Source organism: Kluyvera genomosp. 2 (genome assembly GCF_036759865.1).
GTDB classification, from domain to species: Bacteria; Pseudomonadota; Gammaproteobacteria; order Enterobacterales; family Enterobacteriaceae; genus Kluyvera; species Kluyvera ascorbata_B.
This window is the reverse complement of sequence record NZ_JAPKIA010000009.1, coordinates 1-25,552: the sequence shown is the minus strand read 5'-3', so window position 1 is coordinate 25,552 and position 25,552 is coordinate 1. Positions and strand designations below refer to the sequence as shown.

12 protein-coding genes and 1 pseudogene are annotated in these 25,552 nt (G+C 60.6%); 9 read left to right on the top strand and 4 right to left on the bottom strand.

Annotation, left to right across the window (positions count from 1 at the left end):
* Positions 1-30: 30 nt before the first annotated feature.
* From V6942_RS11200 to V6942_RS11190, 3 genes are all read right to left on the bottom strand, one after another.
* Entirely contained in the window at positions 31-1,119 is a 1,089-nt protein-coding gene (locus V6942_RS11200; protein ID WP_182966969.1) for an ABC transporter substrate-binding protein, read from the bottom strand.
* A 151-nt stretch (positions 1,120-1,270) separates the two neighbouring features.
* On the bottom strand, positions 1,271-1,972 hold the full coding sequence (locus V6942_RS11195; protein WP_333501256.1) for a response regulator: 702 nt from the start codon (positions 1,970-1,972) through the stop codon (positions 1,271-1,273).
* Positions 1,965-3,617 carry an ATP-binding protein gene (locus V6942_RS11190; RefSeq protein WP_106927072.1) on the bottom strand — a complete coding sequence of 551 codons (1,653 nt, stop codon included), beginning with the start codon at positions 3,615-3,617 and terminating at the stop codon, positions 1,965-1,967. Before V6942_RS11190 ends, V6942_RS11195 begins: the two co-directional genes overlap by 8 nt.
* Before the next feature lie 453 nt (positions 3,618-4,070).
* Between V6942_RS11190 and V6942_RS11185 the strand changes: the two genes are divergently transcribed.
* Together V6942_RS11185 and V6942_RS11180 are read left to right on the top strand one after the other, a co-directional pair.
* Positions 4,071-5,387, top strand: coding sequence for a tyrosine-type recombinase/integrase (locus tag V6942_RS11185; protein WP_232931592.1), 1,317 nt, complete (start codon positions 4,071-4,073; stop codon positions 5,385-5,387).
* Positions 5,388-5,391: 4 nt separating this feature from the next.
* A complete protein-coding gene (locus V6942_RS11180; RefSeq protein WP_232931593.1) occupies positions 5,392-6,006 on the top strand; it encodes a Fic/DOC family protein in 615 nt (204 codons plus the stop codon).
* Here the strand turns inward: V6942_RS11180 and V6942_RS11175 are convergent.
* Complete coding sequence (locus V6942_RS11175) at positions 6,003-6,161, bottom strand: hypothetical protein (protein WP_106105421.1); 159 nt, start codon at positions 6,159-6,161, stop codon at positions 6,003-6,005. The two genes, V6942_RS11180 and V6942_RS11175, sit on opposite strands and share 4 nt — an antisense overlap.
* A 286-nt stretch (positions 6,162-6,447) precedes the next feature.
* Here V6942_RS11175 and V6942_RS11170 point away from each other — a divergent pair.
* From V6942_RS11170 to V6942_RS11140, 7 genes and pseudogenes are all read left to right on the top strand, one after another.
* Positions 6,448-7,145 (top strand): IS1 family transposase gene (locus V6942_RS11170; protein ID WP_227661257.1). Its coding sequence is split into 2 segments (ribosomal slippage): positions 6,448-6,697 and positions 6,697-7,145, totalling 699 coding nucleotides; the frame shifts between segments, so codons are not numbered across the junction.
* A 320-nt stretch (positions 7,146-7,465) separates the two neighbouring features.
* Positions 7,466-18,460 (top strand): Ig-like domain-containing protein, encoded by a 10,995-nt coding sequence (locus tag V6942_RS11165; protein ID WP_232931571.1) that lies wholly within the window; start codon positions 7,466-7,468, stop codon positions 18,458-18,460.
* 79 nt (positions 18,461-18,539) lie between these two features.
* The gene (locus V6942_RS11160) at positions 18,540-20,456 is read left to right on the top strand and encodes a TolC family protein (RefSeq protein ID WP_223596854.1); all 1,917 of its coding nucleotides are present in this window, start codon (positions 18,540-18,542) and stop codon (positions 20,454-20,456) included.
* 14 nt (positions 20,457-20,470) lie between these two features.
* The gene (locus V6942_RS11155; RefSeq protein WP_001548177.1) at positions 20,471-21,352 is read left to right on the top strand and encodes an efflux RND transporter periplasmic adaptor subunit; all 882 of its coding nucleotides are present in this window, start codon (positions 20,471-20,473) and stop codon (positions 21,350-21,352) included.
* Positions 21,349-22,698 (top strand): efflux RND transporter periplasmic adaptor subunit, encoded by a 1,350-nt coding sequence (locus V6942_RS11150; RefSeq protein WP_232931569.1) that lies wholly within the window; start codon positions 21,349-21,351, stop codon positions 22,696-22,698. The genes V6942_RS11155 and V6942_RS11150 overlap by 4 nt, the downstream gene beginning before the upstream one ends.
* A gap of 1 nt (position 22,699) precedes the next feature.
* Positions 22,700-24,832, top strand: coding sequence for an HlyD family efflux transporter periplasmic adaptor subunit (locus V6942_RS11145; protein WP_232931567.1), 2,133 nt, complete (start codon positions 22,700-22,702; stop codon positions 24,830-24,832).
* 378 nt (positions 24,833-25,210) lie between these two features.
* Positions 25,211-25,501: pseudogene (locus V6942_RS11140) on the top strand (Tn3 family transposase); the annotation flags it as partial.
* Positions 25,502-25,552 lie beyond the last annotated feature (51 nt).

The window sequence follows — 25,552 nt, the reverse complement described above, 5'->3', positions numbered from 1 at the left end:
GCCGGCGAACGGCGCGCTTAGGTTACGCGTTTATTTGGCCGCGGCTTCACGCCACTGTTTGATGTAGTCCAGACGTTTTTTCGGCTGCAGGTATTCAAGCAGCGACTCATCAACCGGGATCGGTTTCAGCGCGTTGCCCAGCATTTTGGTCATGCCGTCGATGTCATTTTTGCCATCGATGTCGTTACGGATGGAGGGGATATCCGCCTGGTTGGCCAGAATGTTTTGCCCTTTTTCAGACAGAACGTAGTCCAGCCACAGTTTTGCGGCGTTAGCATGTTCTGCCTGCTGGCTGATGAAGGAGACGCGCGACAGCACCAGGGTGTAGTCCTTCGGATAGGCAATGCCCAGCGACGGATCGGTTTTGGCTCGCGCTTCAGCGTAGGACCCCAGGATATTGAAGCCAATTAAGTTTTCGCCGGAGGATACCCGCTCCATCATCGTGCCGGTAGATGACTGCACGGCTAAGCCGCCTTTAGCGACATCGGCCAGCGTTTTGAAGTAGTGCGGATCGGCCTTGTAATCCTGTACCGACAACATGAAGCCGAGCCCGGATTTTTCGATATCGTAAGTGGTGACCTTACTTTTAAATTTGTCGACCTGGCTGGCGATCAGCTTGGCCAGCGCGGCGTGAGAATCCGGCACTTCATTCGCCGGGATGAGGCGCTTATTGTAGATAAACACCACCGGCTCGTAGGTGGTGCCATAGGCTTTATTGCTCCAGACCGCCCATTTTGGCAGTTGGCTTTGTTCCGGCGAAACGTACTGCTGGGCGTAGTCGGTCGCCAGCTTCAGCGCGGTGTCCATCGAGGAGCTCCAGACGACGTCGCCGCTGCCGCCACCGGCGGCCTGTTCACTGATAAAGCGATTGTACAGCTCGGTGCTGTTCATATCGTTGTATTCGACTTTGATGCCGGGATAGAGGGCTTCAAAACCCTGAATAAGCGGCCCGGCCGCTTTGGTGTCGGTGGTGGAGTAAATCACCACTTTGCCTTCTTTCGTGGCGGCATCAACGACCTTCTGATAGTCGGCCGGATAGCCCTGCGGCAGAGCGGACAGCGCGGAGGATGACATGAACACAGCAGCAGAGAGCAGAGAAATACGGAATACGTTCGACATTATTATTAACCTTTTAGTTACGTTTGAAGAACTAAAAGTCAACATAGCTGACGCAGCAAAGGTGACAAGAGGGGGGCCAGCGCGGGCTGGCCGAAATGTGATAGTTGGCGTTTTTTCAGCAATTAACACCATAGAAACCGCGTGCGCGAAGTTAATTAGCGTCGTTTTTTTTACGGTATAAACGGCGTGGATGACCAATATTGCCGTACTGAATTTCGATGGTAATAAAGCCGATTTCCACGCAGTATTCCAGATAGCGACGTCCTGTCGTTTTGCTTATCCCGGCTTCTTCTACGATCTGTTCGACGGACCAGCTAAACTCCGGGCGCTCGCTGAAAAGACGTTTGACGCGTGCCAGCGTGGCGGGCTCGATCCCCTTTGTCGACGGTGCTGCTGAGGCATCGCCTGCGGGTAAATTAAACAGTTTGTCCAGCGCGCGCTGGTCGACAACCTTCACCTGGCGCAGCGTGCGCTCCAACAGCATAAAGCGTTCAAGCGAAGCGCGCAGACGATGGGAAAAAACCGGCTTAATGAGATAGTCAAACGCGCCGCTGCGCATGGCATGGCTACAGGTTTGCATATCGCTGGCGGCGGTTATAAAAATGACGGCACAGCCAAACTGCTTGAGCAGCGGGCTGTCGATGAGTTCAACGCCCTGACCATCCGGTAAATAGTTGTCCAGTAGTACCAGACGCGGCTGGTGGCGGGAAATCAGCTCGCGGGCCTGTTCCAGCGAACCGGCGATGCCGACCACTCGCAGATGAAAATTTTGCTCAATATACTCCCGATGCAGCTGCGCCAGATGCGGCTCATCTTCAACAATCACAACCTCAAGAGGACGGATATCAGTCATAGGAAAATCCTGCACAAGGAGGGGCATTGAATGGGAGGAAAACCGTAAACACGGTTCCCTGCGGAGCGTTATCGCTCATTTCGATGCTGCCGCCGGCACGCCGGACGTAGCCCGCCACGAGGTAGAGGCCGATGCCATGTTCTGCACCGGTGAGTTCGCATCCTGTGGACGTTTTGCTGGTGAAGCCTTGCTCGAAGATATACGGCTTCATGCTTTCATCGACGCCGCAGCCCTGGTCGGCGACCTCGATAACCAGCTCGTGGTTTCTATCTGAAATGTAGACGTCAACCGGCGTGGCGCGTGCGGATGTTTTTAGCGTGGCATCGACGGCGTTATCCACCAGGTTGCCGATGACTGACATCAGCTCGGTTTCGCTCAGCCCTTCCGGCAGACGAGAAAGCTGGCAGGCCGGGTCGAAAAGTAGCTCTACGCCCTTTTCGCGGGCGCTGACATATTTTCCCAGCAGCAGGCCGCATAGGGCAGGAGAGACAAACTGCGTGGAGAGAAAATCCAGCACCTGCTGGGCACCTTCCGCCTGTACCTGAATGTAGCGTAGCGCATCGTCATAGCGCTGCATTTGCAGCAGGCCGACCAGCGTGGCGGTCCAGTTAAGCTGCTCATGGCGCATGATGCGCAGATTATCGGCGTAGCGGGTTACCTGACTCAGCTGGCTACTGAGCGTATTGATATCGTTTTTATCGCGAAAACTGAATACCCAGCCGCTGGGAACCCCGGGCTCAACTTCAATGGCGACCCGGTTGACGATGGTTTCCCGTTGATTCAGGACGGTGATGTGATCGTGATGGCGGCTATCATAAGCGGTATTACCCGGCGCAAAAAACGACGGCGGCAGCTGAATAACCTCATCAAGCGGCTTGCCCAGCAGCGCTTGCTCGCTGTGGGGAATATTGAGCATTTCCCTCGCGGCGCGGTTGATCAGTATTAATTGTTTATCGACGTTGACCGCAAACACCCCCTCATACATGGCCTCAAGCAGCGCTTTTTGCTGCAATACCAGTTGGGCAATATCTTTGGGCTCCAGGCCGAACATCTGCTTTTTCAGCGTGCGAGCCAGCAGCCAGGAAAAGATAAACAGCATCAGGAGCAGGGCGAAGCCATACAGCGCGGTTCGCCATAGCAAACGGGCGTTAATATTGGCGATATAAGAGGTGAGGTAGCCAACGGAGACGATACCGATAACCCGATGTTGGCTATCGAAAATGGGGGCTTTGCTGCGCAGCGACACGCCAATCCCTCCTTTACGCACCGAGATAATGGTTTTGCCGTTGAGTACGTCGCGGTTATCCCCGCCGATCATCGGCAGATTAAGGCGCTCCGGTGATTCCGAGTGGTACAGATGCTGTTCGTGAACGTCGCCAATCACAATATAGCTGGCATCGCTTTCGGCGCGCAGCGGCTGAATAAGCCGCGCAATGCCGGGAATATCGCGCTGCAGCACCTTTTCCGCAAGCCCGGGCATTAATGCTATCTCGCTAGCCTGTACGCGGGCGCGCTGACCTAAATCATGGTGCAACTGGCGGTCAATAAAGTGGAAGAGCAGCGTGCCCAATAGCGCCAGCAGCAGACAGGAAAAAACCACCAGTGCGAGAAAGAGCTTCACCTGGAAGGATAATTTGAGTTTCATAGGATCCGCAGCGGCCTGAGCTGAAAAGGGTCGTTCGGAAAGCCTATCATGCGAAAATCCGCAGCGTAATTGAGGGACTGCAGAGTTGTGAACTGCCTACGTTCTGTGATGATGGGCCGCGGTGGGGACAAAAAGGAGCCGGGTAGGAAAACCAACAAAAAAGCCACTTCGCTGGAAGTGGCTTAATGATATGACGTTAAAGCTAAAATTTGGTGGCCCCTGTTGGGTTTGAACCAACGACCAAGCGATTATGAGTCATAAAATCGGCATGATTTTAATTGTTCGCCATTGTCTCTATTTGTATTTTTAATTGTCTATAATCAATCGGTTATGAAGTTATTTTTGTTTCTGATTGGTTCTCTTATTTCCTCATTGTACTATCCTTACCTGACCCATTACCTGACCCGAAATGGGCATCGGGTCAGGTAACGCTTATCTTAGAAAGGTAAACTCATGGCCGCTAATCTTACTGAGACTGCTATACGTGGATTGAAGACAAAAAGCACGGCGTACTACGTGTGGAGCAACAGTGCTCAACGTGGTACTGGCAGGCTGGGCGTTAAGGTTCAGCCTTCTGGCAGCAAAGTTTTTTATTTCCGTTACTACGTTGAGAAAGGGAAGAAAGAGAAGTTCATCCAGTTGGGCATCTGGCCTGAGATGAAACTGGTGACGGCCAATGAGCTGGCGAAAAAGTATGGTGCCTGGCTTGTTGAAGGAAAAGAGCCCCAGCACGAGCTTGAGCAACAGCGCCTGGCCGAACAGCACATTATGCAGTTGCATCGTTCTCAGGGATCGTTTGAAGAACTGGTGCATGGTTACGTCAATAAGATGAAGCTCGACAACAAGCGGACGTGGGCTGATGTATTGAAGCGCATTGAAAGAGAGTGCTATACGGTTATTCCTCGCGAAACCAAAGCGAAGGATGTAACACCTCTGCAGATCAAGACCATTCTCTCAGGTATTATCCAGCGTGATGCTGTAGTCCATGCGAACCGAATTCGTTCCTACCTTATGGCGGCATTTAACTACGGTCTGAAGGCCGATAACGATCCGATGAATACCAGCGTGGGCATTACGTTCGGGCTTGAAGTTAATCCGGTATCGGCCATACCGAAACAGTCCTCGGCAGAAAAAGTGGGTGATACATGGTTAACGCTGGAAGAGCTTCGTTTTGTCATGGAGCAGTTCGCTCAGGCCACCAACGTTGGGCCGCTGATGCAGCACCTAATCCGCTTCTGTGTTTATGCTGGCGGGCAGCGCCCGTTCGAAATGATAGCCAGCCAGTGGAGCGCGATTGATTGGCAGCAAAAGACGTTGCTGGTCATTGCCGATGTATCGAAAAACAAGCGTGAGCATTTGATCCCACTGACTGAATCGGCATTAAGTGAACTAGCCTCTGTTAAAGAACTCACTAAGGAAAGCAACAGCCCCTATATTTTCCCGCTATCAACAAACGGTGAGCGCCCAGTGCGCACCGATAGTCTGGCGCGTTCCATCATGTATTTTCGGGCTTTTAATCCGGAGTTTAAAGTTTTTACGGCACGAGATTTACGTCGCACCTGTAAAACGCTGATGGGAGAGGCGGGGATCAGCAAAGAGATCCGCGACCGTATCCAGAATCACGCTTTGAATGACGTCAGCTCGAAACACTATGATCGTTATGATTACTTGCCTGAAAAGCGCAGGGCGCTTGAGATTTGGGAAGATAGGGTCAACAATTATCAGCGACAGCAGGAAAACAACGTTGTGAACTTGTTTGGACGGAGGTAAGAGCTTGGCAAGATATGAGCTTAATTCAGCAGAAGAGCGGTATCAACCGGGCTCTGGAGACCTGGTGCTGGCTAATAAGTTAGGGATCACTGATGAAGAGGAAATGGAGGCTCTGGAATCTGGCCTGCTGCTGATGCTTTATGAACAGCTATTTATCGAAGGCCAGCTGCCAGCGGCGCTGGCTTTTGAGCATATCAGCGGGTGGCATCGCCAATGGTTGGGGAATGTGTACGACTGGGCGGGGAGGTTGCGTAATGCCAACTTGACTAAGGATGGCTTTCAGTTTGCCGCTGCTGACAGGATTCCGCTGCTTCTAGATGGTTTTGAGAGGCTGTTTCTCTCCCGGTCTGGTGAACTGAAATCCCTGGCTCGTCCGGAGCTGGTTAGTTATCTGGCTGAATGCCATGTGGAGTTTATTTTGATCCACCCATTCAGAGAAGGTAACGGGCGTCTGTCGCGGCTACTTTGCGATGTGTTGTCGGTTCTGGCGGGGAAGGGATTACTAGACTACAGCCTGTGGGATGAGCACAAGGCATTTTACTTCAAGGCAATACAGGCGGGTGTTTCAGGGAACTACAACCCTATGAAACAGCTGGTGAGTGATATCTTGCCAGACTAGCGAGCGAGTCCAACGGCTTTCGCTTGTGCCTGATTTTTTTTGAGTTGCTGCTCAATTTTTTGCACTGAAGCACCTGTTTCGATCGCGGTTGAGCTGGCAACGGCGCGGTAGATTTGAGTCTTGGTGATCTGACTATATGCTGTTTTTTTTGTCATGGTGAAAGCCTCGTTTTGTTGCTCTGATTCTAGTGTGGATAGGGACTGCCCGCAAGGCTGGTATCAAGTGAGATAGCACGGTAAATGCCTGCATCGTTCACAGAGTAGCGCTGTACATATCTCGATTTGAGATGATGAAAAAACTGACTTGTCATTAAATAGCTTTTAAACTCATTGCGTTACCTTGATACAATCCGTTGTAATTGATAGGGGCAATTCATTGGTGGTGATGGTAATGGTGCCAACTTACTGATTTAGTGTATGATGGTGTTTTTGAGGTGCTCCCGTGGCTTCCATCTCCATCAGTTGTCCCTCCTGCTCAGCTACTGAAGGCGTGGTGCGTAACGGTAAAAGTACTGCCGGACATCAGCGCTATCTCTGCTCTCACTGCCGTAAAACATGGCAACTGCAGTTCACTTACACCGCTTCTCAACCCGGTACGCACCAGAAAATCATTGATATGGCCATGAATGGCGTCGGATGTCGCGCCAGTGCACGCATTATGGGCGTTGGCCTCAACACGGTTTTACGTCACTTAAAAAACTCAGGCCGCAGTCGGTAACCTCGCGCATACAACCGGGCAGTGATGTGATTGTCTGCGCTGAAATGGACGAACAGTGGGGCTACGTCGGTGCTAAATCACGTCAGCGCTGGCTGTTTTACGCGTATGACAGGATACGGAGGACGGTTGTGGCGCACGTCTTCGGTGAACGCACTCTGGCCACACTGGAGCGTCTTCTGAGCCTGCTGTCGGCCTTTGAGGTCGTGGTATGGATGACGGATGGCTGGCCGCTGTATGAATCCCGCCTGAAGGGAAAGCTGCACGTAATCAGCAAGCGTTACACTCAGCGCATTGAGCGACATAACCTGAATCTGAGACAACATCTGGCAAGGCTGGGACGGAAGTCACTGTCGTTCTCAAAATCGGTGGAGCTGCATGACAAAGTCATCGGGCATTATCTGAACATAAAACACTATCAGTAAGTTGGAGTCATTACCACTTAATTGTTACTAAAAGCGAGTTGCTTTAAAAGTATTCAAATGCTAAGTTAATGAAATTAATTATAGAATTTTGCTTACGGTTAAGCCTTTCGTCGTATTGGTTTTTTCAGGGCTGGCGGGGCGCTGTCTTGTTTGTCCTTTAAGATTTATTTATTCTTCGTGCGCTAAGCGTCCATTCGATAATTTCGATGAATATATCCCCTGTTTGCCCTCCTCTGGCCTAGCGACATGGTGTACGCTCCTGGCAACGCTGAACTCAGAATATTTATCCAGTCACTCTATTTTTTAAGAGCAGTAAACCTATGACTACAATAAAGAACCGTCGTTTACGTCCGCGTGCGCATCGTTTTGCTCTTGAGTCTCGCCAGCTTTTTGATGGAGCCGCTCTGGCTGAAACCGCCATCCATGAGGCATCGGCAAGCGATCTGGTGCACCATGAAAGCGCCACCGAACCCGCGAAGGCGCTGGATATTCCCCACGCCGCCACAGCCGACGCCGCAAGCGAAAAACCGGGCAGCGCCGCCAGCGAAGTCTATGTAATAGACCAGCATATCTCCGGCTGGCAGTCGCTGGTGGACCAGGTGCCGCAGGGCAGCCAGGTGGTGATTATCGATGAAAACAGCTCGGGTCTGAGCCAGCTTGCCGACGCGCTGAAAGGCGAAACCAATATTTCCGCCATTCATATTCTGAGCCACGGCGCGTCCGACACCATTACGCTTGGCACCGATGTGCTGACGGCGGACAACCTCTCGGCGTGGTCTTCACAGCTCAGCGCTATCGGCGCAAGCCTTAGCGACAGCGGCGACATCCTGCTTTACGGCTGCGACGTCTCCGCCCAGGATAACGCCTTTATCACCCGCTTCGCCGAAGTGACTCAGGCGGACGTGGCGGCCTCCAGCGACATGACCGGCAGCGCGGCGCTTTCCGGCGACTGGGTGCTGGAAAACCATACCGGCAGCATTGAAGCGAAAACCTTCGCCTTTGATTACGACGGTCTGCTGGCCGGGCCGGAAGTCACCGCGCCGGAAAAAGGCATCACCGTCGCCGAGCCGAGCAGCCTTAACGCCGCAGGCGCCGATACCGCCACGCTCAGCGGCTGGCAGGTCAGCACCACGGACGCCAGCGAAACCGTCACCGTCACGGTGAGCCTGAGCAACAGCGCCATCGGCAAACTCAGCGACAGCCAGACCAGCAACGCTTCGCTGACCATGACCGGCACTGCCAGCAAAGCGCAGGCCTGGCTTAACAGCATCACCTTTACCTCCGCTGACGTCGAGCTTGGCAACACCGCCGCCAGCGGCAAGCTGGACGTCACGGTGCGCGACAGCGCGGGCGTCAGCACCAGCAAATCCATCGATGTGACCGTGACCCCGTCTAACGACCCGGTAAGCGTGGCCGACGCCACCCAGAACGTGCCGGAGATCGAATCGGGCGGCAGCGTCATCACCACCGTGACCCTTAACGCCATCGATGCGGAAGTAACGGCGGGCACCCAGCAGCCCGTGCAGATTGTCTATGATCTGACCGACCCGCCGCAGTATGGCTATCTGACGCTGAACGGCGACCGGATGGGCGTCGGCTCTATCTTTACCCAGCAGGATTTGATCGACGGCAAGGTGAAGTATGTCCACACCGCCACGGGCGCAGACCAGAACGCCGCCGACGGCTTTACGGCGGTCATCAACGACGGCGCGACGCCGAAGGCGCAGTCCGATACCGTCCACGTCACGCTGAACATTACCCCGCAGAACCAGGCGCCGATCCTTAGCGGCAGCGGCGTGGTCTTTGAAGGCCAGCCCAACAATGCGGTCAACACCGGCAACGTCGGCCAGTATATAGAGGCGGACGGCGGCGGCGATCCGGGCGACACAACGCTGACTCTCACCATTACCGCCCTGCCGACCCACGGCACGCTCTGGTTTAACGGCGTCGCCGTCACCGTCGGCCAGACCTTTGACTATGCCGATCGCAATCTGCTGACCTATGCTAACGACGGCAGTGAAAACCAGGGCACCGACAGCTTTGGCGTACGCGTCACCGACCAGGGCGGCGGCACCGGCGTGCCGGCCAGCACCGACGGCACCATTACCCTGACCGTGCGCCCGGTGGATGACGACCCGACTCTGGACAACGTAACGCTGCACGCGCAGGTGGACGATCTGGCGAACGCCGTCACCCTTACGTCTGCGATGATCGGCGCAAGCGACGTGGATTCCACCGATAACCACCTCAGCTTTATCGTTGACGACAGCAAGCTCACCCACGGTTACCTGACGCTGGACGGCTACCGCCTGCAAAACGGCGGCACCTTCACCATGCAGGATATCGTCGACGGCAAAGTGCAGTACGTGCAGTACGCCAGCGCCAGCGCGTCGGGTGACACCGACAGCTTCAACTTTGTGGTGGTGGACAACACCGCTGCGCTGCGCTGGAACGCCGACGGCACGACCTACAGCCGCATCGGCGGGGTGTACACGCCGGGCACCGAAACGCTGACCAGCTTTACCTTTACCATCGGCCTTGCGGTGGTCACGGGCGGCGGTCCCGGCACGATCCCGGCTCGCGTCACCACCATCACCAACCGCGACTCCACCTGGGCGGGCGTGGACTTCACCTCCGGCAACGCCCGCGGCGAAGTAGAAGAAGGCGGCACCCTCGTGCTGAACGGCACCAGCGGCGACTTCTCAAGCGTGCCGGGCCTGAGCTACACCGCCACGGGCGTGGACGCCTCGCAGGTGGTCTATACCTTCCTCGGTTTCTCGAACGGCGCAAGAGGCGGCGAGCTGCAAAAAAATGTCGGCGGCAGCTGGGTGACGCTCGGCGAATATGCCACCTTTACGCAGGCCGACCTCGACAGCGGCAATATTCGCTTCCAGCACGACGGCGGAGAGACCTTTGTCTACGCCGCGGCGTTCTCTGTCTCGGCGGGTCTGACCACGCTCGATGCCAACGGCAACCCGGTGACCAATATCTGGACGCCGACGCTGAACATCTACGTCACGCCAGTGAACGATCTGCCGGTGGTGACCGGCTCCTCCTCCACCGTCATCGCCGAAGGCGAAACCGCTTACCTGACCACCGGCCAGATAGCGATAAGCGACCCGGACGACGCCAACAGCGGCAACGGGCTGGAAGAGAGCGCGACGATCAAAGACGGCAGCGCCAGCGCCAACAATTACGCCTATAACAACGACGCGACCGGCGCCAACGCCCTGACGTTCACCATCAAAACGCTGCCGGACGGCTGCACGCTGCAATACTACAACGGCTCGCAGTGGGTTGACGTTACCGTCGGCCAGACGCTCAACGCCTCGCTGCTTACCGCCAGCGCCTCGACCACCGGGCTGCGCTTCGTCAGCGACGGCTCGGAAGTGCGCTCCACCACCTTTACCGTATCGGCCACCGACCGCTGGGGCGCCACCTCCGCCAGCGACGCGACGGTGAAAATCCAGATAACTAACGTCAACGACGCGCCGCAGATCGCCAAAGACCCGACCCAGGCCGACCCGACGGTGACCGCAGGCTCGCCGAACCTGATTGGCGGCACGCCAGTCAACAACCCGCTGTACGTCACCGAAGGAAGCTATGGCCAGATAACCAGCGCCATGCTGCAAGCCTACGATTCCGACAGCAGCTCAATGCAGCTGCAGTACACCATCACCGGCGCGCCGACCCACGGCACCCTGGCCTATTCCAAAGATGGTGTGAACTTCAGCCCCATCGGCAAAGGCTCCTCCTTCACCCAGCAGGATGTGGCGAACGGGTACATTTACTACCTGAACGACGGCACCGAAGGCAGCGGCAACAGCGAACCCGCCACCCCGGACGATAAGTTCACCTTCACGATTTCTGACGGCGACAAAGAGCAGACCGGCAACGCGTTCTGGATCTACACCCGCCCGACCGACGACGCGCCGGAAGTGACCGCGCCGTCGGGCATCAAGAACATCGCCAGCGCCACGGCGACGAGCAACGCCCTGCCGGGCTTCTCGGTCAAAGATGGGGATCTGACAGACAGAGTGACCGATGGCGAGAGCGATTATTTGCAGGTGACCGTGCGTCTGCTGCATGCGGACGGCAGCGCCTTCGTGGCCAGCGAATACAGCGACGTGACCCTGGGTTACGCGACCGGCAGCGGCGCGACGATCTCTACCGCCCACGGCGGCCAGCACGACTATCTGGTCTTGAGCGGCACCCGCGCCCAGGTGAACGCGGCGCTGGCGGGCCTGACGGTGACCTTCAGAACCGACCGCAACGCCACCTATCAGGTGCAGACTATCGCCGATGACCGCCTGCGCGACGCAAGCGGCACGCTGACGGCAGGCGCTAACGGCGGCACGCTGAACCAGCCCGCGACGCCTGGCAGAGGCGCGGCGGCCACCGCCGTCGACGCCACCGAGTACAACTGGTACAGCGCCTCCGTACCGGAAAAAAGCGGCAACCTGAGCGCGGCGTCTGTCACCATTCGCGCCTCGGAAATCAACGATCCGGGCACGCTGACCGTGACCAACCTGGACCGTACCGTTTATGAAGATCAGGCAAGCTTTATCGGCGGCAATATCGTGGTGCAGGACACCGAATCCGCCGCCTTCGGCACGCCGGTGACCGTCACCATCACCGCGCCGTCCGGCACCCTCGGCATCGGCGGCGCGGACGTGAACACCAGCGCCACCGCCAGCGCCGCCGGCAGCCAGCCGGTTACGATTTCCGGCGACAACTCCGGCACGCTGACGCTGACCGGTCGCGCCAGCGACATTGAAGCGCTGCTGAACGACGCGGCGCTCGGCCTCACCTGGCAGAGCGGCGCCAACGTCAACCACGACCTGAACGGCGCAGCGGCGGGCGATGTCACCATCACCCTGCATCTGGACGACGGCGACTCGCATATCGGCGACACCGTGCAGGCCGACCCGGCCGACCAGACGCTGAACCTCACCATTGTGCCGGTGAACGACGCGCCGGTTGTCTCTGCAACGGGCGGTACGGTTTACCTCAACAGCAATCCGGCGGTAGTCGACGGCACCAAAGTCGGCGGCTTTGTGATTTCCGACCCGGATTACACCGACCGCGAAACCGATTTTATGCAGGTGACGGTGCGCATCACCGACGCCAGCGGCGTGCCGCTGACCGCCGCGCAGTACAGTAACGCCGGCGTATCCGACATCACCATTAGCTCCGGCAACACAACGTCCGGCGTGACGATTGACAGCGTCTATAACGGCAGCGAGTCCGCACTGGTGATCCGCGGCACGCTGAGCCAGGTGAACGCGTACCTGGCGGCGCTGACCGTCTCCATGACCGGCTCCGCCCTGTCGAACGCCGATAACGCCTGGCGTGTGGAAGTGATTGCCGACGATCGCCTGCGCGACGCCTCTGGCAACCTGACAAGCGCCAACAGCGCCAACGGCGGCCAGAACGATGCCGTCACCGGCGTCGCGGCGGTGCCGACCACGGCTATCGACCCTTACGGCGCGCTGCCTTCCGGCCTGAGCCAGAACGTCAGTACCGCATGGCGCAGCGTCTTCCCAAGCGACGTCAACGATCCGGCGACCATCACGGTGACGGACAAGTCAGTCAACGAAGGCTCAACGACCGTCGCCCTGCCCGCCATTACTGTGGCGGACCCGGACGCCGACAGCGCCAGCCTGACAGTGACGGTCACTCTGCCGGGCGGCTTTACCTTTAAAACGATTGGCGGGACGGGCGGCACCGTTAATGCGGGCGGCGTCAACACCACCAGCTTCACACTTACCGGCACGCTTTCGCAGATCAACAGCCGCCTCGCTAACCTGACGGTGAACCTGCCGACCAACGCGGGCGTCACCGCCGCCGACTGGAACGGCACCTTTAACGTCACCGTAGTGGTGAACGATAACGCCAACCACGGCAGCCGCCCGACCACGCTTACCGGCGACAGCAATAACCCGAACGCGAACCCGGGCGACATCAGCTACGCCGATGACACCTCCGCCGCGCTGGTCACCACCCGTACCTTTAGCGTGACCGTGAAACCGTCGAACGATGCCCCGGTCGTGCTGGGCGGCGCTACCCAGACGCTGGCCCCGGTGAGCGAAGACACCAGCGCCGCAGCGATTACCGGCGACACCATTGCCAACCTGTTTGCCGGTAACTTCTCGGACCCGAACGATCAGGTCAACAATGCGTCCATTACGGCAACCGGCGGCACCAGCGCTGACAGTTTCTGGGGCGTGGCTATCACTAACCTGTCAGTCAACAGCGCGCAGGGCGAATGGCAATACTCCACCGATGGCGGCACGACCTGGGCTGCCATTGGCAGCCGCACCGACGCCAACGCCCTGCTGCTGGATGCAACGGCCAAAGTCCGCTTTGTACCTGCCGCTGACTTCTTCGGGACGCCTGCTGCCTTGAAAGTACGTCTGGTGGAAACCAACAACAACGGCGACACCACCGCAACGACAGGGTCGCTGACCAGCGGCCAGACTGTATCAACGGCAACCAACGACAGTAGTTCACGCTATAGCGCAGCGATGGTCACCCTCTCAACCAGCGTCACTAACGTCAACGACCGTCCGACGATTAGCGCGACGCCGCTGACCATGCAGGAAGATACGCCAGTTGGCAAAACGCTGAGCTCTATTCTTGGCAGCTACAGCGACGCCGCCGACAACCAGACGGGAATTGCTGGCGGCGACAAGGCCAGCGGCGCTATCGGCTATGTGGCGATCGTCGGCAACACCACCGACGCAAGCCTCGGCCACTGGGAGTACTCTACCAACGGCACGACCTGGACTGCGCTTGGCACAAGCTACAGCGAAACCAACGCGCTGGTGCTGCTCGCCTCGACCCAGCTGCGCTTTGTGCCGCTGGCCGACTACAACGGCGCGGTGCCGGGCGGCCTGGCGGTGCGCGTCTCCGACAGCACCAGTTCCGCCGATACCGGCGTCAGCGCCGCGGGCAGCACGCAGGATCTGCAAAGCGCCTTCAACAGCGGCCAGACCAGCCACTGGAGCACGGCGCAGAGCATCAGCATGAGCATTACAGCGGTGGCGGACGCGGTGAGCGACACCGCCGCCACCCATTCAGGCGAGGCGAAAACCATCGACGTGCTGGGCAACGACAGCTTCAGCAACAGCGATAAAGCGATCACGGCGGTCACCCGGGGCGTTTATGGTTCCGTGGTTATCGACAACGGCAAGGTGATTTATACCCCGAACGCGGGCTTTAACGGCACTGACAGCTTTACCTATACCGTCACCAGCGGCGGCGTAACGGAAACCGCGACCGTTAATGTCACCATCGCCAACATTGCGCCGGTGGCGCACGATGATTTTACGTGGACTGCGGAAGACACTACCCTGACGCGCAGCGCCGCCACCGGGTTGCTGGCTAACGACAGCGATGATGACAATGATGCTCTTGCCATCACGCAGTTCAGTACCGGTACGCAGATTTACGCGGCGGGCCAGACCGCGACGCTTGCAGGCATGGGCGACCTGACCATTAACGCCGACGGCAGCTATACCTTTGTGCCAGTCGCCGACTGGAACGGCGCCGTGCAGCCGATCCTTTACCAGGTAAGCGACGGCAACGGCGGATTTAGCGTGGCGACGCTCTTACTTACCGTCAACCCGATCGCGGATGCGGTCAACGACAGCGTCAGCACCCATGCCGATGTGCCGGTGGTGATCGACGCGCTCGACAACGACAGCTTCAGCAACAGCGACCAGACGATTACCGGCGTCACCGCTGCCGCCCACGGCACGGTGACGATTGAGAACAACACGCTCGTCTACCGCCCGAACGCGGGCTATGTCGGCAGCGACACCTTCGACTACACCGTCACCAGCGGCGGCAAAACCGAAACCGCGACCGTTACCGTGGACGTCACCAACGTGGCGCCGCGTCTGACCAGCGTACCGACGATTTCCACGCCGGAAGACACCACGCTTAACAGCACTGCGGCGCAGAACCTGCTGACTAACGCCCACGATGACGATGGCGACGCCCTCGCCGTGACGGAGTTTACCGTCGGCGGCACCCGCTACCTCGCGGGCGACACCGCGACGCTGGCAGGCTATGGCGATTTGACGATCCGCGCCGACGGCAGCTTCACCTTTGTGCCAGTGGCCGACTGGAACGGCGTGCCGCCTGCCGCGACCTACACCATCAGCGACGGCAAAGACGGCGGCGTCTCCACCGCCACGCTCGCCTTTAGCGTAACGCCGGTGGCGGACGCGAAGGACGATACGGCCAGCACCCATGCGGGTGTTGCGGTCACTATCGATGCGCTGCATAACGACAGTTTCAGCAATGCCGACAAAGCGATTATCGATGTGGATCAGGGCCAGCACGGCTCGGTGACCATTGAAAACGGCCAGCTGGTTTATCGTCCTGTGGCAGGCTATGTCGGCCAGGATACCTTCACCTACACCGTGGAGAGCGGCGGCGTTCGCGAAACCGCCAACGTCACCGTCACCCTGACCAACAGCGTGCCGGTCGCAACGGGCGAGACAGTGGCTTCGCCGGAAGATTACGAGGCGCGCGGCGACCTGCTGCTCAACGACCGTGACGCGGACGGCGATCCGCTGTTTATCGCGAGCTTCACCGTCGGCGGCCAGACTGCTCAGCCGGGCGACACCGTCCAGCTGGCGGGCGTCGGCGCGCTGACCGTTAACCGCGACGGCAGCTACCGCTTCACGCCAGTCGCCGACTGGAACGGCACGGCGCCAGTAGTAACCTACACGGTCAGCGACGGCAACGACGGCGGCACCGCTACCGCGACGCTCGCCATCACCGTCACCCCGGTAGCGGACGTGAAAGATGACAGCGCCACCACCCACGCAGGCGTGCCGGTGACGATTGATGCGATCGGCAACGACCGCTTCGTTAACCCGGACCAGGCCATTACCGGCGTGACCCAGGGCGCGCACGGCTCCGTCGCTATTGAAAACGGGCAGCTGGTTTATACGCCAAACGCGGGCTACGTCGGCCAGGACACCTTCACCTATACCGTCACCAGCGGCGGCGTCACCGAAACCGCCGCCGTGAGCGTCGTGATGACCAATACCGTGCCGGTGGCCGACGGTGAAATCGTCACCACGCCGGAAGACACCGCTATTGGCGGCGAACTGCTGACCAACGACCGCGACCCGGACGGCGACCCGCTGCACATTGCGGGCTTTACCGTCGGCGGCCAGACTGCTCAGCCGGGCGACACCGTCCAGCTGGCGGGCGTCGGCGCGCTGACCGTTAACCGCGACGGCAGCTACCGCTTCACGCCAGTCGCCGACTGGAACGGCACGGCGCCGGTGGTGACCTATACGGTCAGCGACGGCAACGACGGCGGCACCGCTACCGCGTTGCTCGTTATCACCGTTACGCCGGTCGTGGATGTGAAAGATGACCGCGCCACCACCCATGCAGGCGACCCGGTCACCGTTGACGCGCTCGGCAACGACAGCTTCAGTAACGCCGACCGCGCTATTACCGGCGTCACCAACGGCGCGCACGGCACGGTGACCATTGAAAACGGCAAGGTGGTCTACCAGCCGAATACGGGTTATGTCGGCCAGGATACCTTCACCTATACCGTCACCAGCGGCGGCGTCACCGAAACCGCCCAGGTCACGCTTGAGGTCACCAACACCCCGCCGGTCGCGGTGGCGGATAAAGCGAGCACCCTGCCGGAAACGCCGGTCAGCGGCAATCTGCTGACCAACGACCGCGACGCGGACAGCGACCCGCTGCACGTGGCGGAGATCACCGTCGGCGGCGCGACCTACGCGCCGGGGGACATCATTACGATCCCGGGCCAGGGCACGCTGGTGGTTAACCGCGACGGCAGCTATCTGTTTACCCCGGCAAGCGGCTGGTCCGGCTTTACGCCAGTGTTGAACTACACCCTGAGCGACGGCAACGACGGCGGCACCGCCACGGGCAAACTGCGCCTGCTGGTGAACCCCGTAGCCGAGGCGTGGGTGAAAGAGGCAGGTCTGGTCGATACGGCCAGCGGCGCGCAAACCACCACGGGCGCGATGGCCGTACTGTCGCTGGAGCCGGTGGAAAGCCTGACCATTGGCGGCCAGACCCTGACGCTTGCGCAGCTCCAGGCGCTGAGCGCCCAGGCGCCAGTGGATATCGCAACGCCGGACGGCGTGCTGTCGCTCACCGGTTTCCAGGTGGACGGCGAAGGCCGCGCGACGCTGCAATACCGCTTCACGCTGACCCAGGCGGTTAACCAGCCGGGCGAATCCACCACCCGCGAAGAGATTCGGTTCTCCGTCAACGGCCAGCAGACCCGCGCGCCGGGCCTGCTGCGCGTCAATATTCTCAACGACGCGCCGGTCGCGGCAGCGGACGACAACAGCATCGACCAGGATCGCGGCCAGCAGGCGGCGTCGGGCAACGTCTTTAGCAACGACGCTATCGGCGCAGACGGCGCCGCGGCGGGCGGCCCGGTGAGCGCGATTTCCTCCGTGAACCTCAACCGCGCGGGCGCGGTCGGCGGCGTAAGCCTGGGCGAGTTCGGCGCCCTGACGCTCGACGCCCGCGGCAACTACAGCTATGTGCTGAACCGCAGCAACAGCCGCGTGGCGTCGCTGGACGCCAACGCCACCCTGAGCGAGGTGTTCACTTACACCATTACCGACGCCGACGGCAATACCAGCCAGGCGCAGCTGACCATCGTTATTCACGGCGTGACGCCGCCGCAGTCGGTACGCACAGGCGATCAGCACTTCCCGAGCTACTACACCAACTACGAGCTGTCGCTCGATCAGCCGTATTCGCCGGGTCTGTTTATCCTGCCCGCCATCTACGGCGTGTACAGCGACCAGTTCTCTCGCAAGGTGGAGCTGAACCGCAAAATTACCGAGCTGGGCCGCGGCATGAATGACAACGGCACGCCGGTGCTGGAAGACGGCATTCTCTTTACCCGCTGGGTAAACACCACGCTGCAACGCAGCGTGGTGAACACCTTAGCCGCCACCGGTATCGGTTCGCAGCTGCTGGGCGATCACTTCAGCCACTTCTCGCTGAATAAATCCGTACAGCCTGCGCCCGTGCTGGAAAACGCGCCGGAACGTCCGCCGCTTAACGAGCGCATCAACGAAAGAACCACCGTGCAGCAGGAGCGCGGCGAGAAAACCCCTGATGCGAAGCAGGCTCACGCCGCCGCGCCGGGCGTGGTGATCGTGCCGCAAGCCGCCGCCCGACCAGGCGCGCCGTCACTGGCGGCGCAGGTCGACGCGCTGGCCCGTAACCGCGTCGCCGCGCCAGAACCGGTCACCGTGGGAGGCGCCACACCGCATCGTTAATCGCGCAACTCCAAAAACCTTTTACACCGGCGGCGCCGCGCCGCCGGATTGTTAACTCAACACTTTAAGCATAACAATGATGACGACTTTAACTGCCGTAACCCCGACTGCCGTACGTTCCGCGCCTCTGCTCGCCCCTGTCGCCGCACTGGTTTCCGCGCTGCTGTTAAGCGGTTGCGGCACCATTAAACCTGAACCGCTGACCCAGGATGAAATCGGCGCGCGCGTCAGCGCCGACCGCGCCGCCATGTACCGCGACCAGCAGCCGGTCTCTGGTCCGCTGACCCTGTCAGACGCCATGGCCCGCGCGCTGAAATACAACCTCGACTACCGCCTGAAGATGATGGAAACCGCCCTGTCGCGCGGCATCCTGGATATCTCCCAGCAGGATATGCTGCCGAAGTTGATGACCGATGCCGGCTACCGCTGGCGCGACAACGATTCCGGCGGCACCAGCGTCGGTATCGAAGACCGGGTCGTCAGCCTGCGTCCGTCCACCTCTGAAGAGCGCGAGCACCTGCTGGCCGACGCCACCTTCTCCTGGGACGTGCTCGATTTCGGCATGAGCTACTACCGCGCGAAGCAGCAGGCGGATAACGTCAACATCGCCGAAGAGCGTCGCCGCAAGGTATTGCAGAATATTGTCCAGGAGGTGCGCGACGCGTACTGGCGCGCGCTGGGCGCACAGCGTCTGCTGAGCGAAGCGCAGCCGCTGGCCGAAGAGATCCAGACCGCGCTTGAGAAAACCCGCGAAGCGGAGCGCGCAGGCATTCTGCCGCCGGTCGAGGGCCTGGAGTACCAGCGCGCCCTGCTCGACGCGGTGGCGCTGCTGAACCAGAAGCGCCAGGAGATGCAGATGGCGAAAAGCGAGCTGGCCGCCCTGCTGAACCTGCCGTCCACCACCGACTTCACCTTACAGGACGTCGCCAATCCGGCGCTTTCCGGCGTGCCAAGCCAGCTTGATACGCTTGAGCAGATGGCGCTGGAACGCCGCCCAGAGCTGCGTGAAGAAGATTACAAAACCCGCATCGACGTGCTGGAAACTAAACGCCAGATCGCCTCGCTGTTCCCGAACCTGAATCTGTTCGGCGGCATCAGCTACGACTCCAACAGCTACCTCTACAACAACAGCTGGGTGCAGGGCGGCGTGGGCGTTTCCATGAACCTGTTCAAGCTGCTGAGCGCGCCGGCCATCAGCCGCACCAACGACGCGCGCCTGGCCACCGACAATGCCCGCCGTATGGCGCTGAGCATGGCGGTGCTGACTCAGGTGCGCGTCTCGGTTGAGCGCTACAAGCTCGCGGTGTACGACTACCAGATAGCCCAGGAGTCCGCCCGCGTCGACCAGCGTCTGGCGAGCATCTCCCGCGCCGGTTCCGACAACTCGCTCTCAAGCGACCTGGAATCCCTGCGCACCCAGGCGCGCTCCATCGTCTCCCGCTTCCAGGAAGCCGCCTCCTACGCGCAGGCGCAGTCCGCCTATGGCCGCGTGCTGAACTCGGTAGGCATCGACCTGCTGCCGGAAAAGGTGACCAGCAGCGATCTGCCGACCCTGTCGCGTGAAATCAACCAGAGCCTGGTGGCGGGCGAGAAGCAGGTCTTCACCCAGAGCGCCGACGCGGTAGTTTCCCGCCATCCGGTCAGCGTCACCCTGGGCCGCCTGCCAGCGGGCGTCAACAAGAGCGCGATTTATCAGTCGGTCACCCATGTGCTGGCCGCCAACCAGCTGGTGCAGGGCAACGGCGCCGACAGCGTGAAACTGCAAATGAACCTCAACCTTGAACGCGCGTCAGGCTCGCAGCGCGGCGTGTGGGAAATGGCGGTCTATAACGCCCAGGGCGCGCAGGTCGCCTACCAGAAATACACCAGCTATCTGCCGAATGACGTCAACACCCGTTCGGTCAGCGCGCTGGCAGAAGCCGCCGCGCTCTCCGTGGTGTCCGACCTGCATAAAGCGGCAGGCGACACCGGCGTGATGACGGCAAGTAACCCTTAATAACAGGAACAGTTATGAACAACGTGAACGAAGGCTGGCGCAGCGTCCGCGCGCTCATGCCGCTGACGGGCCTGGCGCTGTGCGCCAGCGCCTTCGCCGCCGACCCAACCCCCGCTGCGGCGGGGGCAGTCGCAACGCCGGATGCGGCCGTTGCCGCAGCGCCTGAGAGCGCGCCTGACGCCACCGCCGACAACGGCGCCGCGCCGGTGCGTTTTCTGGTGATGGCCAACCAGGAAAGCCCGCTATCAAGCGTGGTGGCCGGGCGCGTGTCGCAGGTCAACGTTGAGCTGGGCGATACGGTCAAGGCAGGCAAACTGCTGGTGACGCTGGACTGTAGCGAGCTGAAAGCCCGTCGCGACGCGGCAGACGCCGAGTACAGCGCCGCGCAGATCAAATATGAAGCGAAGGCGAAATTGCAGGGTCTGCATTCCGCAGGCGCGCTGGAGGTTGGCCTTGCCGCCGCCGACGTGAACCGCACCCGCAGCCAGATCAAAATCTTTGAAGCGCAGCTGGCGCAGTGCCGCTTTACCGCGCCGTTCGACGGCCGCGTGGCGCGTATTTACGTCAAAGAGGGCCAGGGCGTCGGCGCAGGCGCGCAGGTTATCGATCTTGTAAGCAACGGCACCCGCAAGGCGCGCCTCAACGTGCCGTCAGGCTGGACCACCTGGCTTGCGCCCGGCGCGCAGCTTGACGCGGTGGTGGGTGAAACCGGCAAGCATTACCCGATGACCGTCACCCACATCAGCGGCCGCGTGGACGCCGTGAGCCAGACGATTGAGATTGAAGCGGAATTTGGCAGCGACGCCCAGGACGTACTGCCCGGCATGAGCGGCCGCGCGACGCCAGTCTGCCCGAAAGCGGCGGCGCAGTGCCAGAGCGGGACGACCAACTCGTGAGCATCGCCCTGTTCTATTCTCTCGCGGCGCGCGTGAAAGCGGCGCGCAGCCCCGAAGAGCTGGGTTTTGTGATGTGTAACGATACCCGCTCGCTGGTGGAGTATCGCCAGGCGGCGCTGCTCGCCGTTTCCGCCACCGGGCGCGCCCAGCTTGCGGCGCACTCCGGCCTGAGCGACACCGACCGCAATACCCCCTACGCGCTGTGGCTTGCCGCCGTTGCCTGCGACATCGCGCCGCGCTGCGCCGCGCTGCCGGAAACCGCCCGCGTGATGCCGCTGTCGCCGGAAATGCTGAGCGAGTCGCTGGCGCGCGAGTGGGACGAATGGCTGCCGGGCCACGTCTGGGTGCTGGCGCTGACCGGCCCGGACGGCAAGCTGCACGCCCTGCTGCTGCTGGCCCGCGATACCCCGTGGCCGACGCAGCTTGGCGTCGAAAGCCCCGAATACGCCCTGCTCCAGCTGGCGAACCTGTACGGCTACGCCTGGTGGGCGCTGGTGGCGCGGCCTTCTCGCCTGCAACGGCTGCTGCCCGCCACGGTGCGCCGACGCGCGGGTCTCGTGTTGCTGCTTCTGCTGCTGGTTATGCTGATCCCGATTCGGGAATACACGCTGGTGCCCGCCGAGGTAATTTCGCTTAACAGCGAAGTGATCGCCGCGCCGAGCGACGGGGTGATTCACCAGATGAAGGTGCCGCCGAACACGCCGGTCGTGGCCGGACAGGTGCTGGCGGAGCTGGATGATACGACTCTAAAAAACCGTCTCGCCATTGCTCAGGCGGAGCTGGCGACCGCCACCGTCAATATGCATCAGGCGTCTCAGCAGGCGATTGAAGACCCGAACGCCCGTGCGGAACTGGCTCTGACCGAAGGCAAATGGCGCGAGCAAAAGGTGCAGGTTGCCTCGTTGCAGCGCGAGCTGGAGAAGCTGTCGATCCGCGCCCACAGCAGCGGCGTGTTTGTCTACACCGACCCGGACGACTGGGCGGGCCGTCCGGTACAGACCGGCGAGCGCATCGGCCTGCTGGCGGACCCGACGAAGCTCGGCGTGCGCGCCTGGGCGCCTGCGGCGGAATCCACCAACCTGAACCCGCACGCGGCGATGACCGTATTTCTTAAGGTCGCCCCGCTGCACCCGCTGACCGCGCGGCTGGATTACGCCGGTTACGAGACGGTGGAAGCGCCGAACGGCGTCGCGAGCTACCTGCTGCGCGGCACCGTAACCGACCCGTCCAGCGCCGCCCGTATCGGCTTGCAGGGCACGGCCCGCGTCTCCGGCGACTGGAGCCTGCTCGGTTATCTGATTTTCCGTCGTCCGCTGGCGACGCTGCGCGCCTGGTGTGGATTCTGATATGCAAACAGCCGCGACGCTCCCGCCTGCGGGCGGGACAGCTCTTGCGCAGCCGCAGCCGCTGCCGCCGCTGCGCGACGAGCTAAAAATTCACCCGGCGGGCAACAACCGCGACGGCTCGCCCGCCTGGCATCTGGCCGACCCGGTGCGCAACCTCTATTTCCGCCTGGGCTGGCTGGAGCTGGAGATGCTGCGCCGCTGGCCGCTCGGCGCGCCGCAGGCGATTGCCGACAGCATCAGCCAGGAGACCACCATGACGGTGGACGAACAGGATGTGTTGCAGTTCCTGGGCTTTTTACAGCAGCAACAGCTGCTGCGCCGCGGCGCGTTCAAAGCGCGCGGCTCGCTCTGGCGGCGTATTCTGCACGGCTACCTGTTTATCCGCCTGCCGCTGGTGCGCCCGGAGAAAGCCCTGCGCCGCATGCTGCCGTGGGTGGAGTGGCTTTTCAGCGCGCCGTTTCTACTGCTGACCGCCGTCGCCGCGCTGGCAGGCGTCGTTCTGGCCGCGCGCCAGTGGGATAACGTCGAGGCCGCGCTGCACGGCGCCCTGAGCTGGAACGGGGCGCTGGCCTTCGCGGTGGCGCTGATCCTCTCCAAATGCTGGCACGAACTGGGGCACGCCTTTATGGCGACCCGCTACGGCGTACGCGTCGGCCATATGGGGGTGGCGCTGCTGGTGATGTGGCCGATGGCCTACACCGATACCGGAGAGAGCTGGAAGCTGTCGCAGTCCCGCCACCGGCTCTCCATCGCCAGCGCGGGCATTATGGCCGAGCTGATGCTGGCGGCCTGGGCGACGCTGTTCTGGAGCTTCGCGCCGGAAGGCAACGTTAAAGGCGCGCTGTTCTTTCTCGCCACCACCGCCTGGGTGCTGACGGTGGCGGTGAACGCCAGCCCGTTTATGCGCTTTGACGGCTACTTTATTCTCAGCGATACGCTGGACTACCCTGGCCTGCACGAACGGGCGGGCAACTGGGCGAAGCGCTGGCTGCGCTGGCACCTGCTGGGGCTTGAGGATCCGATCCCGGATAACGTCTCGCCCGCCTTTGCCCGCTTCCTCACCCTTTTCGCCTTCGCCACCTGGGTTTACCGGCTACTGCTGTTCGTCGGCATCGCGCTGGTGGTCTACAACGCCTTTTTTAAGGCGCTCGGGCTGGTGCTGTTTTTTATTGAGATAGTCACTTTTGTGGTGCAACCGATGTTTCGCGAACTCAAAATCTGGCGCGCGCGCCGCCGGGAAATCGCTCCGGCGCGCCTGCTGCGCCTTGTCGCCGTCGCACTCGTGCTGGGGCTTTCGGTCTTTCTGCCCTGGTCCGGGCAGGTCTCCCTGCACGGCGTGATGGAGGCGGGCGTGGCACAGCCGGTTTACACGCCCTATGCCGCCCAGCTTGACAAGGTGCTGGTGCAGGAAGGCCAGCAGGTCAAGGCGGGCCAGAAGCTGTTTGAACTGGTGGCCCCCGTCCCGGCGGACGAGCAGGATAAGGCGCTGGCGCTAAGCCAGGCGTGGCAGACCAGCGCCCGCGGCGCGATGGCGCTCGATAAAAACGGCGCGGCGAAGCAGGTGGTCGCTGACCAGATGGCGCGCCAGTACGCCATTCAACAGCGGGCCAGCGCCGTTGAGCTTCAGCGGCTCCAGCTGGTGGCGCTGGAGGATGGCGTGGTGCATGACGTTGAGCAGACCCTGCGCCCCGGCAGTTGGGTCTCGCCTGGCACCCGCATCGCAAGCGTGATCGACACCCACCGCTGGCGCGTGAAGGCGCTGGTCAGCGAAACCGACCTGGCCCGCCTGCGCGACGGCGCGACGGCGCGGGTTTATCAGCAGGGCCGCTGGCAGCCGCTCGCAGGCGCGGTAGTGACCATCGACCACGACGCCATCCGCCGTCTGCCTAATCTGATGCTGGCGCAGAGTCACGGCGGCCCGGTGGCGCTGAACCCGGTTGCGCCCGCCAACGAACTCCGTCCCGCCGCCGTCTGGTACCGGGTAGTGATCGAAGGCATCTCCGCCGCGCCGGTCAGCAAAGAGCAACTGGTACGTGTTGACGTGGCGAGTGACCGCCAGAGCCTGGCTCACGGCTGGGTCAACAGCGTTATGCTGATGCTTATCCAGCAAACTGGCTTTGGTAAAGAGGGTTAGCGTGCGATTTTCGCGCCAGGCCGCCTGGCCTGGCGCAGGTTTTCTCCCCACCGCGGTTTTAGGTTAAACCCCGTTTCGCCAGAGCAAACTGGCACCTACGTTTTGTTAGTCTGTTCGGTGTTCTGCAACTGGACCCGGAGGTTATATTACTTGCAGGCGTGCAGCTGATGCTCGCAAGACTCGTTGGTTTCTGTTTCCGGAGGTGTGGTTATGCAAAAAATTGTCTGCAAAACGCCACGATTGTCATCACTGGCATGTCGAGTTGTTTCGGCCACGAGGCCGCCCTGCGGCTGGCGGAGATAGGTGCCAACGCCATGCTGGCAGCCAGACGGAACTGGAGGCGCTCGCCGCCGATATTGTCACGGCGGGCGGCAATGCGAAAGTGATCTGAAAATTACCGAACATTACACCGATACAGCGGGCTTCACTGAGCATGTTTTCACCCTGATGCATCTGCTGGGATTCTCTTTTTCGCCAAGGATCCGGGATATTCATGAGAAGCGGCTGGTTATTCATCAAAAGGCCGAGCGTTATTCCGGGAAACAGTCCGTCATATCAACAACCAGCCTGAATCTCAAAGACATTGAGGCGCGCAGGGATAAAATATTGTACCTGGCAGCCTCAATTAAACAGGGGATTGTCACCGCATCGCTGATAATGAAAATGTTAGGGAAGGTGCGAATAAGCAGGTCATTTCTTCCCAAGCTGACTCGCTGATTA

What these genes read in the sequence shown, in the direction of transcription:
- V6942_RS11160 (WP_223596854.1), top strand. Translation starts at nt 18,540, where the DNA reads ATGACGACTTTAACTGCCGTAACCCCGACTGCCGTACGTTCCGCGCCT.
- V6942_RS11145 (WP_232931567.1), top strand. Translation starts at nt 22,700, where the DNA reads ATGCAAACAGCCGCGACGCTCCCGCCTGCGGGCGGGACAGCTCTTGCG.
- V6942_RS11185 (WP_232931592.1), top strand. Translation starts at nt 4,071, where the DNA reads ATGGCCGCTAATCTTACTGAGACTGCTATACGTGGATTGAAGACAAAA.
- V6942_RS11195 (WP_333501256.1), bottom strand. Translation starts at nt 1,972, where the DNA reads ATGACTGATATCCGTCCTCTTGAGGTTGTGATTGTTGAAGATGAGCCG.
- V6942_RS11165 (WP_232931571.1), top strand. Translation starts at nt 7,466, where the DNA reads ATGACTACAATAAAGAACCGTCGTTTACGTCCGCGTGCGCATCGTTTT.
- V6942_RS11175 (WP_106105421.1), bottom strand. Translation starts at nt 6,161, where the DNA reads ATGACAAAAAAAACAGCATATAGTCAGATCACCAAGACTCAAATCTAC.
- V6942_RS11155 (WP_001548177.1), top strand. Translation starts at nt 20,471, where the DNA reads ATGAACAACGTGAACGAAGGCTGGCGCAGCGTCCGCGCGCTCATGCCG.
- V6942_RS11200 (WP_182966969.1), bottom strand. Translation starts at nt 1,119, where the DNA reads ATGTCGAACGTATTCCGTATTTCTCTGCTCTCTGCTGCTGTGTTCATG.
- V6942_RS11190 (WP_106927072.1), bottom strand. Translation starts at nt 3,617, where the DNA reads ATGAAACTCAAATTATCCTTCCAGGTGAAGCTCTTTCTCGCACTGGTG.